Annotated in this window: 15 protein-coding genes and 1 tRNA gene; 11 read left to right on the forward strand and 5 right to left on the reverse strand. The window is 69.8% G+C overall.

Annotated elements, in window-relative coordinates; all coding sequences use genetic code 11:
* The first annotated feature begins 60 nt into the window (after positions 1 to 60).
* On the forward strand, positions 61 to 804 hold the full coding sequence (locus tag AB0O65_RS12225; RefSeq protein ID WP_071642588.1) for a phosphoglyceromutase: 744 nt from the start codon (positions 61 to 63) through the stop codon (positions 802 to 804).
* Positions 805 to 900: 96 nt separating this feature from the next.
* On the opposite strand, the gene phoU is transcribed toward AB0O65_RS12225, so the two are convergent.
* Entirely contained in the window at positions 901 to 1,614 is a 714-nt protein-coding gene (gene phoU / locus AB0O65_RS12230; RefSeq protein ID WP_363385451.1) for a phosphate signaling complex protein PhoU, read from the reverse strand.
* Positions 1,615 to 1,797: 183 nt separating this feature from the next.
* On the opposite strand from phoU, the gene AB0O65_RS12235 reads away from it, so the two are divergent.
* Positions 1,798 to 3,018 carry an ATP-binding protein gene (locus tag AB0O65_RS12235; RefSeq protein WP_363385454.1) on the forward strand — a complete coding sequence of 407 codons (1,221 nt, stop codon included), beginning with the start codon at positions 1,798 to 1,800 and terminating at the stop codon, positions 3,016 to 3,018.
* Positions 3,015 to 3,698, forward strand: a complete 684-nt coding sequence (locus AB0O65_RS12240) for a response regulator transcription factor (RefSeq protein WP_363385457.1) — start codon at positions 3,015 to 3,017, stop codon at positions 3,696 to 3,698. Before AB0O65_RS12235 ends, AB0O65_RS12240 begins: the two co-directional genes overlap by 4 nt.
* 75 nt (positions 3,699 to 3,773) lie before the next feature.
* Here the strand turns inward: AB0O65_RS12240 and AB0O65_RS12245 are convergent, their stop codons facing one another.
* A complete protein-coding gene (locus AB0O65_RS12245; RefSeq protein WP_083428563.1) occupies positions 3,774 to 4,286 on the reverse strand; it encodes a hypothetical protein in 513 nt (170 codons plus the stop codon).
* 150 nt (positions 4,287 to 4,436) lie between these two features.
* Here AB0O65_RS12245 and AB0O65_RS12250 point away from each other — a divergent pair, with 150 nt between their 5' ends.
* The 5 genes from AB0O65_RS12250 (at position 4,437) to AB0O65_RS12270 (ending at position 9,377) form a co-directional block, all read left to right on the forward strand.
* Positions 4,437 to 4,919 (forward strand): CarD family transcriptional regulator, encoded by a 483-nt coding sequence (locus AB0O65_RS12250; RefSeq protein ID WP_071640539.1) that lies wholly within the window; start codon positions 4,437 to 4,439, stop codon positions 4,917 to 4,919.
* An 87-nt stretch (positions 4,920 to 5,006) separates the two neighbouring features.
* Positions 5,007 to 6,194, forward strand: a complete 1,188-nt coding sequence (ispD, locus tag AB0O65_RS12255) for a 2-C-methyl-D-erythritol 4-phosphate cytidylyltransferase (protein WP_363385462.1) — start codon at positions 5,007 to 5,009, stop codon at positions 6,192 to 6,194.
* A 51-nt stretch (positions 6,195 to 6,245) separates the two neighbouring features.
* The gene (gene cysS, locus AB0O65_RS12260) at positions 6,246 to 7,682 is read left to right on the forward strand and encodes a cysteine--tRNA ligase (RefSeq protein WP_363385465.1); all 1,437 of its coding nucleotides are present in this window, start codon (positions 6,246 to 6,248) and stop codon (positions 7,680 to 7,682) included.
* Positions 7,675 to 8,679: a 23S rRNA (guanosine(2251)-2'-O)-methyltransferase RlmB gene (gene rlmB, locus AB0O65_RS12265; protein ID WP_071640544.1), complete on the forward strand. Its 1,005-nt coding sequence runs from the start codon at positions 7,675 to 7,677 to the stop codon at positions 8,677 to 8,679. The genes cysS and rlmB overlap by 8 nt, the downstream gene beginning before the upstream one ends.
* 59 nt (positions 8,680 to 8,738) lie before the next feature.
* A complete protein-coding gene (locus AB0O65_RS12270; protein WP_363385468.1) occupies positions 8,739 to 9,377 on the forward strand; it encodes an NAD(P)H-binding protein in 639 nt (212 codons plus the stop codon).
* 2 nt (positions 9,378 to 9,379) lie between these two features.
* Here AB0O65_RS12270 and AB0O65_RS12275 read toward each other — a convergent pair whose 3' ends face one another.
* Together AB0O65_RS12275 and ugpC are read right to left on the reverse strand one after the other, a co-directional pair.
* Positions 9,380 to 10,684: a DUF4032 domain-containing protein gene (locus AB0O65_RS12275; protein WP_071640548.1), complete on the reverse strand. Its 1,305-nt coding sequence runs from the start codon at positions 10,682 to 10,684 to the stop codon at positions 9,380 to 9,382.
* A gap of 67 nt (positions 10,685 to 10,751) precedes the next feature.
* Positions 10,752 to 11,855: a sn-glycerol-3-phosphate ABC transporter ATP-binding protein UgpC gene (gene ugpC, locus AB0O65_RS12280; RefSeq protein WP_071640550.1), complete on the reverse strand. Its 1,104-nt coding sequence runs from the start codon at positions 11,853 to 11,855 to the stop codon at positions 10,752 to 10,754.
* Positions 11,856 to 12,067: 212 nt separating this feature from the next.
* Here ugpC and AB0O65_RS12285 point away from each other — a divergent pair, with 212 nt between their 5' ends.
* Together AB0O65_RS12285 and AB0O65_RS12290 are read left to right on the forward strand one after the other, a co-directional pair.
* Positions 12,068 to 13,027, forward strand: coding sequence for a thioredoxin domain-containing protein (locus AB0O65_RS12285; protein ID WP_071640552.1), 960 nt, complete (start codon positions 12,068 to 12,070; stop codon positions 13,025 to 13,027).
* 54 nt (positions 13,028 to 13,081) lie between these two features.
* Positions 13,082 to 13,157 (forward strand) — tRNA-Thr (locus AB0O65_RS12290).
* A 45-nt stretch (positions 13,158 to 13,202) separates the two neighbouring features.
* On the opposite strand, the gene AB0O65_RS12295 is transcribed toward AB0O65_RS12290, so the two are convergent.
* Positions 13,203 to 13,856, reverse strand: a complete 654-nt coding sequence (locus tag AB0O65_RS12295; RefSeq protein ID WP_191712854.1) for an SOS response-associated peptidase family protein — start codon at positions 13,854 to 13,856, stop codon at positions 13,203 to 13,205.
* A 75-nt stretch (positions 13,857 to 13,931) separates the two neighbouring features.
* Between AB0O65_RS12295 and AB0O65_RS12300 the strand changes: the two genes are divergently transcribed.
* The gene (locus AB0O65_RS12300; RefSeq protein ID WP_363385509.1) at positions 13,932 to 14,876 is read left to right on the forward strand and encodes a DMT family transporter; all 945 of its coding nucleotides are present in this window, start codon (positions 13,932 to 13,934) and stop codon (positions 14,874 to 14,876) included.
* Position 14,877: the final 1 nt, after the last annotated feature.

The raw sequence follows: 14,877 nt of genomic DNA on the forward strand, positions 1-14,877 counted from the left end.
TGCGAGCGCGGGGAACGTCACGCAGCCCGCCCCCGCAAGCAGAAAAGATAGTCTGGACCCATGACCCGCACTCTGATTCTTCTGCGTCACGGCCAGAGCGAATGGAACCAGCTCAACCTCTTCACGGGATGGGTGGATGTCCGCCTGACCGAGCAGGGCAAAGCCGAGGCCAGACGCGGCGGCGAGCTGCTCGCCGAATCCGGGCTGCTGCCCGATGTGCTGCACACGTCGCTGCTGAGCCGCGCGATCCAGACCGCGAACATCGCGCTCGACGCGGCCGACCGTCTGTGGATCCCCGTGACGCGCTCGTGGCGCCTCAACGAGCGCCACTACGGTGCGCTGCAGGGCAAGGACAAGGCGCAGACGCTCGAGGAGTTCGGGCCCGAGCAGTTCCAGCTGTGGCGCCGCTCGTTCGACGTGCCGCCGCCCGCGCTGGCGGACGACAGCGAGTTCAGCCAGGTGCACGACGCCCGCTACGCGGGCATCGATGGCGAGGTGCCGCGCACCGAGTCGCTCAAGCTCGTCATCGATCGTCTGCTGCCGTACTGGAACGATGCGATCGTCCCCGACCTCGAGGCCGGCAAGACGGTCCTCGTCACTGCGCACGGCAATTCGCTGCGCGGCCTGGTCAAGCACCTCGAGGGCATCAGCGACGACGACATCGCCGAGCTCAACATCCCCACCGGCATCCCGCTGGTCTACGAGCTCGACGACGACAACGTGCCCACCGGTCCGAGCCGCTACCTCGATCCCGAGGCCGCCGCAGCCGGAGCGGCCGCGGTCGCCGCGCAGGGCAAGAAGTAGCCTGACGCGGGTCCGCACATCGTCGAGGCCCCCTCCGATCCACGTGGATCGGAGGGGGCCTCGACGGTCAGCGGGTGTCGATGACCGCGGCGGATGTCAGGACGCGGACGGTCCTGGAGCGATCTGCGTCGACTGCGCCTCGGCCGCCAGCGCGATGTCCTCCTCCTGAACAGCCCAGTCGCCGGTCGCGAGGTACACGACCTTCTTCGCGACCGCGACGGCGTGGTCGGCGAAGCGCTCGTGGTACCGGCTGGCGAGCGTCGCGTCGACCGTCGCGGTCGCCTCGCCCTTCCAGTTGTCGCTGAGCACCTTCTCGAACACGCTCGCGTGCAGCTCGTCGACGTCGTCATCGGCGTTGCGGATCTCATCGGCGAACCGGAGATCCTGGGTGCGCAGCAGGTCGGCCAGCGTGCCGGCGATCTGCACGTCGAGCTCTCCCATCCGGCGGAAGGTGCCTTTCAGTCCCTTCGGGATCGCGCGCTCGGGGAAGCGCAGGCGCGCGAGCTGGGCGATGTGCTCCGCCATGTCGCCCATCCGCTCGAGCGATGCGCTCACGCGCAGGGCGGTGATCACGATGCGCAGATCGCGGGCGACGGGCTGCTGGCGAGCGAGGATCTCGATCGCCCGCTCGTCGAGCGCGACGGCGAGCTCATCGATCTTCGCGTCGTCGGCGATGACCTCCTCGGCCAGCGCGACGTCGCTCTCGGCGAACGCGGTGGTCGCCTTCTGGATCGCGACCGTGACCATGTCGGCGATCTCGGTGAGCTGCGACTGCAGCTGTTCGAGGGACTGGTGGAACACTTCGCGCATGTCGGCGCAACCTTTCGTCGTGGGGTTCGGCACAGCATGCCGGGGCACGCGCTCGCGCGGCAGGAACGATTGTCCGGGTCGAAGGTTAACGAACGGTGCCGGGAACGTGAATACTAGCCTCTCCTCCGCATGGCCACGCGGTGTACGTCGGGTGGCCGACACCGCGACCTCTACTGTGGAGGCATGGATTCCGCTCAGCTTGCGCTGTTCGCCCTCGCTGTGGGAGCAGTGATCGGGGCGGGCACCGTGCTGCTGGTCGGCTGGGCGTACCGTGTGCGTGCCATCGCTCTGCAGGAGATCTCGTCGGCCGTGCCCGCAGGTATCGGCGACGTGCTCGCCGGCATGGATGACGCGGCCTGTGTGCTCGACGCCTCGGGCCTCGTGGTCGCCACCTCGAATGCGGCGACGCGCTTCGGGATCCGCGATGGAGCGGTGCTCGAGAACGGCGAGCTGCGGCGGCTCGTGCGCGGCGTGCGCGACAGTGGCGCCAGCGCCACCGAGACCCTGCGGCTCACCGGGGGCGCCTCGCTGGATCCGCGTCTGGTGTCAGCGCGAGCCAGCTCGGTCGGCCCGCAGCTCACCCTGCTCATCATCCGCGACGTCACCGAGCGCGAGCGCCTCGATCAGATGCGCACCGATTTCGTCTCGAACACCAGTCACGAGCTGAAGACCCCGGTGGCATCGGTCAGTCTGCTCGCCGAGGCCATCGAATCGGCGGCCGACGACGCCGAGCAGGTGCGCATCTTCGCCGCGCGCATCTCGGCCGAGGCATCGCGTCTCGGTCAGCTCACCGGCCGCATCCTGAGTCTGTCGCGTCTGCAGGCGGCGGAGAGCCTGTCGCAGGTCGAGCCGGTCTCGATCGACGAGGTGGTTGCGGCATCGATCGAGGCGCACTCCGTGCAGGCGGATTCCGCCGGCGTCGAGCTGAGCCGAGGCGGTGAGCGCGGGGTGTGGGTGCGCGGCGACGCGCAGGTGCTGATCGAGGCGGTCGGCAACCTCATCGCCAACGCCATCGTCTACTCGCCGCGCGGGTCGCGCGTCGGCGTCGGCGTGAAGGTCGACGCGGACGTCGTCGAGATCGCGGTGACGGATCAGGGGATCGGGATCTCGGATGCCGATCGCGAGCGCATCTTCGAGCGCTTCTACCGTGCCGACGAGGCGCGCTCGCGGCGCACCGGCGGAACCGGGCTCGGACTGTCGATCGTCAAGCACGCGACCCAGCGGCACGGCGGCGAGGTGCGCGTGTGGTCGCGACCCGGCCGAGGGTCCACCTTCACGATGCGGCTGCCGCTCGCGAGCGCCCCGGAGAGCGTCCTCGACAAGAAGTCGAAGAGGAAGACTAAGAAGAAGCACGCGAGCGGGGATGCCCGCACGCGCGACGCCCGAAACGGAGAGTTCGCATGACCCGCATCCTGCTCGTCGAGGATGAGCCCGATCTGGCCGATCCCCTCGCCTACCTGCTGCGTCGGGAGGGCTACGAGGTGGAGATCTGCGAGGACGGCCCCGGCGCGCTCGCCGCGTTCCGCGAGCGCGGCGCCGACATCATCCTGCTCGACCTCATGCTCCCCGGCATGGCGGGCACCGAGGTGTGCCGTCAGGTGCGGCAGAGCTCGCGCGTGCCGATCATCATGCTGACCGCGAAGGACTCCGAGGTCGACATCGTCGTGGGGCTCGAGCTCGGTGCGGACGACTACATCACCAAGCCGTACTCGTCACGCGAGCTGCTGGCGCGCATGCGCGCCGTGCTGCGTCGCGTCGTGCAGGTCGAGGCGGAGCTCGACGAGCGCGTGCTGGTGGGCGGCAGGGTCACGCTCGACATCGACAGGCACACGGTCGCCGTCGACGGGGCGGAGATCAACATGCCGCTGAAGGAGTTCGAGCTGCTCGAGGTGCTCATGCGCAACGCGGGCCGGGTGCTCACGCGCGGTCAGCTCATCGACCGCGTCTGGGGCAGCGACTACTTCGGCGACACGAAGACCCTGGATGTGCACATCAAGCGCATCCGCTCGCGCATCGAGCAGAACCCGGGCGACCCGGTCATGCTCGTCACCGTGCGCGGCCTCGGCTATCGCTTCGAAGGCTGATCCGCCGAGGAACGCAGAAGAGGTCGGCTCCGAACGGAACCGACCTCTTCTCTGTCGCGGCTGTCGCCGCGGGAGTCAGGATGCGGCGTCGAGGGGCTCCGCGGCCGGCACGAGGTCTGCGTACTGGGGCAGCGAGCCGTCGAGCACGGGCACCTGTGCCGGGGTGGCCTCGCCGTCGCCGGAGACGATGAGCACCTCCACGGTCGCGCCGGGCTTGACGTCGAGGTTCTCGATGCGCAGCGGCATCTTGTCGGCGCCGAGGCTGACGAGGTCCTCGCCGGGCACGCGCAGGGTGAGCTGCTCGCCCGCCACGTCGATGTCGACCGTGCTGGTCTTCGAGCCCTCGTTGATGAACGCCCCGACGAGGTTGCCCACTTCGCCGTCCTCGGTGGTGACCACGAAGACGTTGCGCGCGACGACGTCGCCGCCGGTTTCGTCGAAGGGCACGCCATCGGATGCGGGGTAGGGGTTCGTGGTCGCCTGGTGCGTGATGAAGGTGCATCCGGTCGTGCCGAGCGCGAGCGCCGAGCCCAGGGCGATGACGGCGACGAGACGCGGAGCGATGGACGCAGCAGAGCGCGAGTTCACGGATCCTCCTGAGGTGCGACGGGTGTCCTGCACAAGTGTAGTGGGTCGGGCGTGCGCGGCGACGACCGGACCCGCTCTCGATCCGGCCGGCGCGAACCTTACTGCATAACGGCTGTGGTATGCTGGAGATTGCCGAAAGGACACGTTTTTATGCTTTTTGAGGTTGGCGAAACCGTCGTCTATCCGCACCACGGAGCCGCGACGATCATCGAGGTCAAGGACCGCGTGATCAAGGGGGAGACCAAGAAGTACCTGAAGCTCAACGTCACGCAGGGTGATCTCATCATCGAGGTTCCTGCCGAGAATGTCGACCTGGTCGGCGTTCGCGACGTGATCGGCAAGGAGGGTCTCGAGAACGTCTTCGAGGTGCTGCGCGCCCCGTTCACGGAAGAGCCCACCAACTGGTCGCGCCGCTACAAGGCGAACCTGGAGAAGCTCGCCTCCGGTGACGTGATCAAGGTGAGCGAGGTCGTGCGCGACCTGTGGCGCCGCGATCAGGACCGCGGTCTCTCCGCGGGCGAGAAGCGCATGCTCGCCAAGGCCCGTCAGATCCTCGTGTCGGAGCTCGCTCTGGCCGAGAAGATCGACGAGGACAAGGCCGGCGCCCTGCTCGACGAGGTGCTCGCCTCCTGACCGGTGCGTCGACGACTGGAGTTCGAAGAGGGCGGATGCTGAGGCATCCGCCCTCTTCGCGTCTGCGGTGCGCGATAGCGTGAGAAGGTGACTGCGCTCCCGACCTCCACCACAGCGATCATCGTCGTCGCCGCCGGCTCCGGCACCAGGCTCGGCGCCGGAGCGCCCAAGGCGCTCGTCGACATCGACGGCCGCACCGTGCTGCGGCACGCGCTGGACGGCGTCTTCGCCGCGGCCCCGATGCAGGTCGTCGTCGTGGCCCCGGCCGGTTTCGAGCAGGCAGCTGCCGACGCGCTGCTCGACGCGGATCGGGATCGTGGCCGGCGGGCATCCGTCGTCGTCGGCGGCGAGACACGCCAGGAGTCGGTGGCAGCGGGCCTCGCGGCCCTCCACCCCGAGATCGAGGTGGTGCTCGTGCACGACGCCGCCCGTGCGCTCACCCCCGCCTCCCAGATCGACGCCGTCGCTGGGGCGGTGACTTCGGAGGTCGGGGTCATCCCGGCCCTCCCCGTGGTCGACACGCTCAAGCAGGTGTCGGGCGGCGAGGTCGTCGGCCCCGTCGACCGATCGCTGCTCGCAGCCGCACAGACCCCGCAGGGCTTCCCTCGTCAGCCGCTCCTGGCCGCCTACGAGCGCGCCGCCCGGGCGGGGGACGAGCACACCGACGACGCGGCGCTGTTCGCGGCGGCAGGCGGAACCGTACGCAGCATCCCGGGATCCGAGCGCGCGTTCAAGATCACCACCCCGGCGGATCTGGAGCGCGCGCGGATGCTCGTGGGAGGGCCGACGCCGGTCGCGCCCGTGCTGCCCCGCATCGGCGTCGGCACCGATGTGCACGCGTTCGGCGGCGACGGGAACCTGTGGCTGGCGGGGCTCGAATGGCCCGGCGAGCAGCCGCTGTCCGGTCACTCCGACGGGGATGCCGTGGCGCACGCCATGGTCGACGCGCTGCTCGGTGCGGCCGGACTCGGCGACATCGGCCAGCACTTCGGCACCGCCCGGCCGGAGTACGCCGGTGCGCACGCCGACTTCTTCCTCGCCCGCACCGCGGCGATGCTCGCCGAGGCCGGTTTCGCGATCGGCAACGTGTCGGTGCAGTTCCAGGGCAACAGGCCGCGGTTCAGCACCCGCCGTGCCGAGGCCGAGCGGGTGCTCTCATCAGCTCTGGGCGGTGCCACGGTCACCGTCTCGGCGACCACCACCGACGGGCTCGGGTTCCCCGGGCGCGGCGAGGGCATCTCCGTGACCGCGGTGGCGCTCGTGCACCGGATCTGACGGCGGGCCCACGCCCAGGTGCGCGACGCGTCGCCCCGGTAGTCTTGTGCAGTGACGATCCGCCTGTACGACACTCGCGCGCAGCAGCTGCGCGACTTCGCCCCGCTCGATGCCTCGAACGTGACGATGTACGTCTGCGGTCCCACCGTGCAGTCCGGCCCGCACATCGGGCACGTGCGCGCCGCTCTGAGTTTCGACCTGCTGCGTCGCTGGCTCGAGCACCGATACGGGCGGGTGACGTTCGTGCGCAACGTCACCGACATCGATGACAAGGTGCTCGCCAACGCGACCGAGACCGAGCCGTGGTGGGCGCTCGCGTACCGCATGGAGCAGGAGTTCTCGCAGGCGTATTCCGCTGTCGGCATCCTGCCGCCCACCTACGAGCCGCGCGCGACGGGGTTCATCCCGCAGATGCACGACCTGATCGCCGCCCTCATCGGGCGCGGACACGCCTACGCCGCAGCGGACGACTCGGGCGACGTCTACTTCGACGTGCGCTCGTGGTCCGAATACGGCTCACTCACCCGTCAGTCGGTGGATGCCATGGAGGCGGCGGCGGACGCCGACCCGCGCGGCAAGCGGAGCCCGCAGGACTTCGCGCTGTGGAAGGGCGCGAAGAGCGACGAGCAGGCGGATGCCGTGTGGGATTCACCGTGGGGACGCGGCCGCCCCGGCTGGCACATCGAGTGCTCGGCGATGTCGAAGCGCTACCTCGGCGCGGAGTTCGACATCCATGGCGGTGGGCTCGACCTGCGCTTCCCGCACCACGAGAACGAGCTCGCGCAGTCGACCGCGGCCGGTGACGGCTTCGCGCGGTACTGGGTGCACAACGGACTCGTCACGGTGGGCGGTCAGAAGATGTCGAAGTCGCTGGGCAACTTCACCCTCGCCGCCGATGTGCTCTCCGCTCAGCACCCGCTCGTCGTGCGCTACGCCCTCGCCGCCGCGCACTACCGCTCGAGCCTGGATCTGACCGAGTCGTCGTTCGCGGAAGCCGATTCCGCGCTCGGACGCATCCGGTCGTTCCTCGAGCGCGCCGCGCGACGGCCCGCCGGGCTCGCGACGGCGGAACCGCCGTCGACGGGAGCGGAGCCGAGCTCCGCCCTGCCGGCCGCCTTCGCGGCCGCGATGGACGACGACCTCGGCGTCCCGCAGGCGCTCGCCGTGCTGCACGAGACCGTGCGGGCGGGCAACAGCATGCTCGATGCCGGCCGCGGCGCCGACGCGCAGCTCGCGGCGCTGCAGGTGCGCGAGATGGCGGGCATCATCGGCGTCGACCCGCTCGCACGAGAGTGGGACACCGACACCACGGACCGGGCCGAGGCATCCGCCCTGGACACGCTCGTGAAGACGATGATCACCCAGCGCGCGCAGGCGCGCGCGGAGAAGGACTGGGCCTCGGCCGATCGCATCCGTGATGCGATCGCCGCGGCAGGAATCACTCTGGAGGACACTCCGGACGGAACGCATTGGAGTATCGATGGCTAAGCCTGGCCGCCCCGGAGCGGGCAACAGCAAGAAGAAGGGTGCCACCAAGGGCACCGGCGGTCTCGGCCGCAAGGCGCTCGAGGGTCGTGGTCCCACGCCCAAGGCCGAGGACCGCAGCTGGCACGTCGCCGGCAAGCGCAAGGCCGCCCAGGAGCGCTTCGCCGCCGCCGGCGGCAAGGGCAAGGCGGGCGGGCAGAAGCCGCAGAGCCGTGACATGAACCGTCAGTCGCGCAGCAAGGCGACCGATGACACCGAGACCGTCACCGGTCGCAACTCGGTGCTCGAGGCCCTGCGGACGAAGATCCCCGCGACGACGTTCTACATCGCCCAGCGCGTCGAGATGGACGATCGCGTCAAGGAGATGCTCTCGATCGCGCGGAACCGCGAGATCCCCGTGCTCGAGGTCACCCGCCAGGAGCTCGACCGCATGGCCGGGTTCGACGGAGTGCACCAGGGCGTCGCACTGAAGGTGCCGCCGTACGAGTACGCGCACCCGCAGGATCTGCTCGAGCAGGTCATCGATCGCGGTGAGATGCCGCTGTTCGTGGCCCTCGACGGCATCACCGATCCGCGCAATCTCGGCGCGATCATCCGCTCCACCGCAGCGTTCGGCGGTCACGGCATCATCCTGCCGCAGCGCCGCTCGGCGAGCGTGAACAGCGCGGCGTGGAAGACCAGCGCCGGGGCGGCTGCACGCCTGCCCGTCGCTCTGGCCGCGAACCTCACCACGCTGCTGAAGGAGTTCAAGAAGCAGGGCGTGTTCGTGCTCGGTCTCGACGGCGGGGGAGATGTCGCGCTTCCCGCGCTGGAGCTCGCCGATCGTCCCGTCGTGATCGTGGTCGGCTCGGAGGGCAAGGGACTCTCGCGCCTGGTCACCGAGACCTGCGATCAGATCGTGTCGATCCCGATCTCGTCGGCGACCGAGTCGCTGAACGCCGGCATCGCGGCGTCCGTCGCGCTGTACCAGGTGTCGACCGTCCGAGCCGCCGCGGAATAGGACGCGCACCCGCGCGACTTGTACTCGGTGAACCCGTTCGAGCATCGGAAGGAACACGGATGTCCCGCATCGTCGTCATCGGAGGAACCGGCTACGCCGGATCGCACATCGCCCGCGAGGCGGTGAGCCGAGGGCACGAGATGACGGTGATCTCCCGTCAGGCGCCGGACGCCCCGCTCGACGGCGCGCAGTACGTGCAGGGCTCGGTGCTCGACCTCGACGCCCTCGGGGATGTCTTCGACGGTGCTGACGCCGTCGTCTCTGCGCTCTCACCGCGCGGCGATATGGAGAACGAGGTCATCGGGGCGCTGCGGGGCCTGATCAAGAGGCTCGCCGGCACCCCGAGCCGCCTCGGCGTCGTCGGCGGAGCAGGCGGCAGCCTGGTCGCCCCGGGCGGACCGCGCCTGTTCGACCAGGGCTTCCCCGAGGAGTACAAGCACGAGGCGCAGGTGGGCATCGACTCGCTCGAGCTGCTGCAGCAGACCGATGACCTGGAGTGGTTCTTCATCCATCCCGCCGAGGTGTTCGGTCCCTGGGTAGAAGGCGAGCGCACCGGCCGCTACCGGGACGGCGGCGACGTGCTGGTTCGGGATGCCGACGGGAACTCCACCATCTCGGGCGCGGACTTCGCGATCGCCGTCGTCGACGAGATCGAGCAGCCCAAGCATCGCAACGACCGCTTCGCGGTCGGCTACTAGCGCTAGACGAGGTCGCGCCAGTCGATCGCGGCGGTGTCGTCTGACACCTCGACCGAACCGGTTTCGACCGGAACGCTCAACGATTCGGTGGGCGGTCCCATGATGGTCGCTTCGTCGCGACGGTGCCGCAGCACGTCGTTGATGTAGCTCGTGAGCACCTCGGCGAGCGGCACCGACCGCGACTGCGCCTGCGACAGGTACCAGCGGTGCTCGAGCACCTGGTGATACACCTCGGCGGGCTCGAGCTTGGCGCGCAGGTCGTAGGGGATGGCGCGCACGACCGGCTCGAACACGCGGGTCAGCCATTCGTGCGCGTACATCTCCTCTTCGGTCCATGCCTTGGTCGAGCGCACCCGGAACTCGTCGAGGTCGTTGAGCAGCCGACGGGCCTGGTTCTCCTCCACGTCGAGACCGGTGAGGCGGATCAGCCGTCGCTGATGGTGCCCGGCGTCGACGACCTTCGGCTGGATGCGCACGGTCGTGCCGTCGGCGGTGGTCTCCATCGACATCTCGTCGATGTCGAAGCCGAGTGCATTGAGCTTCTCGACGCGCTCGGTGATGCGCCAGGTCTCCCCGGTCGAGAACGTCTCCTCGTCGGTGAGCGCCGCCCACAGCGACCGATACGACGAGACAATGCCGTCGGCGATCTCGAGAGCATCCACACCGCGCTCCAGACGGCCGCCGGCGGCGAGGTCCATGATCTCTCCGGCGATGTTCGTGCGCGCGAGGTCGAGGTCGTATGCGCGCTGACCGTCGGTCAGTCCCTCCTCGTGCAGTTCACCTGTCTCGGCATCCACCAGATATGCGGCGAACGCGCCGGCGTCGCGCCGGAACAGGGTGTTCGACAGGGAGACGTCTCCCCAGTAGAACCCCACGTTGTGCAGCCGCACGAGCAGCAGGGCGAGCGCGTCGACCAGGCGGGTGGCGGTGTCCGGACGCAGCACCTGGGTGAACAGCGCGCGATAGGGCATCGAGAAGCGCAGATGCGAGGTGACGAGCGCGGCGGGCAGCGCCCTGCCGTCATCATCCGTGCGTCCGGCGATCACCGCGACCCGGCTGACACAGGGCACATCGAGGCGGCCGAGGTTGCCGAGCATGTCGTACTCGCGCTGCGCCATCTCCGCCGTGGTCTCCTTGACCGCGACGACGCGTCCCGACAGATCCGCGAAGCGCACGAGGTGGCGTGAGAGCCCCTTCGGCAGCGACACGATGTGCTCGGACGGCCACTTGCCGAGCGGGGTCGACCACGGCAGGCTCAGCAGCCCCGGATCGATCGAGCTGGCGGTGATGCGCAGCGACTCCTGCATGTTTCCTCCGGAAAACACCGCGGCGCGGGAGACCGACAGGTCTGCCCGCGCCGCGTGTGCTGATTCGTCAGGCCGAGACGACCGGCTTGTCGTTGAGGCGCTCGCCCGACTCGATGTCGAACGCGTGCACGTGGCCGGCGTTGGCCGCCAGCGTGACCGTCTCGCCGGCGTTGGGGTGGCTGCGGCCGTCCACGCGGGCGACGATGTCGGTGCGCTTGCCGTTGATCTCGGTGTGGCCGTACAGGTAGCCGTCGGCGCCGAGCTCCTCGACGAGGTCGACGACGACCGAGAGGCCCTTCCCGTCGGCGGGACCGACGGTGATGTCCTCCGGGCGCACACCCACGGTGACCTGGCTGCCGGTGGCGCGCCCGACGGTGTCGCGGTCGAGCGGCACGATCTCGGTGCCGAAGCGCACGCCGCCCTCGGCGAGGTCAGCCGAGAACAGATTCATCGCCGGCGAGCCGATGAAGCCGGCCACGAAGACGTTGTTCGGCCGCTCGTACAGGTCGCGCGGGGTGCCGACCTGCTGCAGGATGCCGTCCTTGAGCACCGCGATGCGGTCGCCCATCGTCAGGGCCTCGGTCTGGTCGTGCGTGACGTAGACCGTGGTGACGCCGAGCCGGCGCTGCAGCGACGCGATCTGGGTGCGCGTCTGCACGCGCAGCTTGGCGTCGAGGTTCGACAGCGGCTCGTCCATGAGGAACACCTGCGGTTGGCGCACGATCGCGCGGCCCATGGCGACGCGCTGACGCTGACCACCCGAGAGGGCCTTCGGCTTGCGGTTCAGGTACTCCTCGAGGTCGAGGAGCTTGGCGGCCTCGAGCACGCGGCTCGCGCGCTCCTCCTTGCCGATGCCGGCGATCTTCAGCGCGAAGCCCATGTTCTCGGCCACGGTCATGTGCGGGTACAGCGCGTAGTTCTGGAAGACCATCGCGATGTCGCGGTCCTTCGGCGGCACGTCGGTGACGTCGCGGTCGCCGATCAGGATGCGGCCGCCGTTGACCTCTTCGAGGCCGGCGAGCATGCGCAGCGATGTCGACTTTCCGCAGCCGGACGGGCCGACGAGGACGAGGAACTCGCCGTCGGCGATCTCGATGTTCAGCTTGTCGACCGCGGGGCGAGTGCCGCCGGGGTACAGGCGGGTGGCGTCGTCGAACGTAACGGTGGCCATGGTTTCTCCTTCACCGGCAGGTACGTGCCGGACGATCCGTTGTGATGGAAGCGGCGGACGCTGCCCGCCGTGACCCGCCATCGGGTCGGGATCAGTATGGCACGACCGAGCGCGTCTGGGTATTTCTCAGGCTGCCTGGTTAGCATCGAACCCGGCGCCGCAGTCTCCGCGGCCGCGGGATCACCCTTCCCACCCGATCTTCAAGAGGAACGATGTCGAGCGACGAAACGCCGAACGTCCCCGTCGCTCGCCATTCGCGCGAAGCGGTGCGGGAGAAGGCACAGTTGGTGCACGCCCAGCAGTCTCGGGCACGACTGATGCGGCGGCTCATCATCGGTCTCGTCGCGATCCTCGCGGTCGGCTCGATCGGCGCCGCCGTGGCCTACGCCGTCAGCTCGTCGATCTCGAAGCCGCAGCTCAGCCCCAGCGGGATGTCCGACGACGGCGTCACGGTGACCGAGGTCTCTGCGGCGCCGTCCGCACCGGGAGCGACACCGGCGCCGACGGAGAGCGCGGCGGAGACGGGTGAGAGCGCGACCCCGGCACCGGATCCGTCCGCCACCGCGGGAGCCAAGCCCACCGAGATCCACATCTACGTCGACTATCTCTCGGCGGGAGCTGCGGAGTTCGAGCGTGCGAACGCGCGTCAGCTCGCCGGCTGGATCTCGGAGGGGGCCGTCACCGTGACCTACCACCCGGTCGCCCTGCTCACCGCCAGCTCCAACGGGACGAAGTACTCGCTGCGTGCGGCCGCCGCGGCCGCGTGCGTCGCCAGCTACGCGCCGAACAGCTTCTACGACTACAACCACGAGCTGCTCACCGGTCAGCCGGAGCCTGACAGCGACGGTCGCAGCGACGCCGATCTGGCTGACCTGGCTGTCGCGGTCGGTGTGTCGGATGCCAAGAAGGTGCGCTCGTGCATCGAGAAGCAGGATTTCGTGTCGTGGGCGAAGGCCGCCACCGATCGGGCTCTCGAGGGCCCGCTGCCGGGCACCGACGACATGAAGCTGAACAACGAGGCGCTGATCCTCGTCGGCGGCAAGTCCTATGTCGGGGCTCTGAACGACCCCGCCGAGTTCTCGCAGTTCGTGCTCACCATCGCGAGCGACGAGTACTTCGGCGCCACGAAGCCGACCCCGACCCCCACCCCGACCACGACGCCCGCCTCCTGATCTGCTCGACAGCGCGGGCGACCCGCCTGCCGTCGCTATGCTGGATGGCGGCTCGCCGACTTGGCGCAATTGGTAGCGCACCGTACTTGTAATACGGGGGTTACGGGTTCGAGTCCCGTAGTCGGCTCCACACACGAGGCACGTGCACCCGCGAGGGGCGCGTGCCTCGTCCGCATCAGAAGAGGGTCTGCGCGCCCCTGTCGTCGCCGCGCGGCACGGCGGCGACCCGCTCGTCGAGACCGGCGGCCGCGAGCAGCGCCTCGTCGATGAGATCGCGGGTGGGGTCGCCATGCAGCCAGTCGTCGGCGAACGCCGTGGGGATCAGCACCGGCATCCGGTCGTGGATGTCCGCCAGGTGCGGGGGAGCGGGACGCATCACGATCGAGTAGCAGGTCACCCCGTCGCCGTCAGGGGTGCGGCCGCGCTGGGTGACCGCGGCCATCGAGAACAGCACTCCCCGGCCCAGACCGAACTCGTGCCAGATCCGCTCGGGCTTCTGCATCTCGTACCAGCCTGTCGCCGGGACGAGGCCGCGCGTACGCAGCGCACCTGGTCGGTCCTGCAGGCGCTCGGAGCGGGTGTTGATCGACGGGAACCTCGCCGGCTGTCCATCGACGAGGAATCCCCACCAGGCGGCTTCGAGGGCGGCCGCGCCGTCGGTCGCGGTGACCACGGGATTCAGGTTCCGCAGGTTCCTCCCCGTCGGTCGCAGAGTCTCGCCCGCGTTGTGCTGCGCCCACGAGCGCAGTCCGTCGAGCACGGCCTCGTCGGCGTCGGCCAGCCCCTCGGCGTCGGTGAAACGGGGATCCAGTCCGTAGCTCGCGCACATGCCCACAGAGTATCGGCGAGCGGCGACGCGGTGCAGACCCCCGCGCGAGCGACGAGCTGAGCCCGGCCCGGTAGTCTGAAGCGAGTGACGTCCCCTCGCCCGCTGCCCGCCTGGATCGCCCTCGGCGGCGCTGTCGCGATCGGCTCGATGACCGCCATCCAGGCCCGGATCAACGGCGTCCTCGGCGTGCGCATCGACGACGGCATCGTCGCCGGTCTCATCTCCTTCGCGGTGGGGCTCGGTCTCCTCGTCGTGGTGGTACTCGCGCTGCCATCCGGGCGAGCGGGCCTCGGGCGGCTGCTGACGGGCATCCGCTCCCGCACCATCCCGTTCTGGATGCTTCTCGGCGGCACGTGCGGTGCTCTGACCGTCACCACGCAGGGACTCGTCGCCGGTGTGCTGGGAGTGTCGCTGTTCACCGTCGGCGTGGTGGCGGGCCAGACGCTGCACGGCCTGCTGCTGGACCGCATCGGCGTCGGCCCCTCGGGGATCGTCGCCGTCACGCCGGGGCGCGTGATCGGCGGTGCGCTCGCGCTCGCCGCCGTCGGCATCTCGCTGGGCGGAGACGTGCTCGCGACCGCGCCGCTGTGGCTGCTGCTGCTCCCGTTCGCGGCGGGTGCGGGCATCGCGTGGCAGGCTGCGGCGAACGGTCGCCTCGCCCGCCGGGTCGCGTCGCCCCTCGCGGCCACGCTGATGAGCTTCGTCGCCGGCACCGTGGTGCTGCTGGCGGGTGCCGCGGTCAGCGTCTCGACCAGGGGGATGCCCGGCGCGCTCCCGGCCGAGCCGTGGCTGTACCTGGGCGGCCTGCTCGGCTTCGCCTACATCCTGCTCGGCGCCTGGCTGGTGCCGTACACCGGCGTGCTGCTGCTCGGGCTCGGCAGCGTGCTCGGACAGCTGGTGACGTCGGTGGTGATCGATGTCGTCTGGCCGGTCGACCGCGGCCCGGCGACGTGGCAGCTCGCCGCGATGATCGTGGTCGCGGCGGCATCGGTGGTCGCCGCCGTGCCACGGCGGCGCTGAG

The organism is Microbacterium sp. NPDC077391 (genome assembly GCF_040686955.1).
GTDB classification, from domain to species: Bacteria; Actinomycetota; Actinomycetes; order Actinomycetales; family Microbacteriaceae; genus Microbacterium; species Microbacterium commune.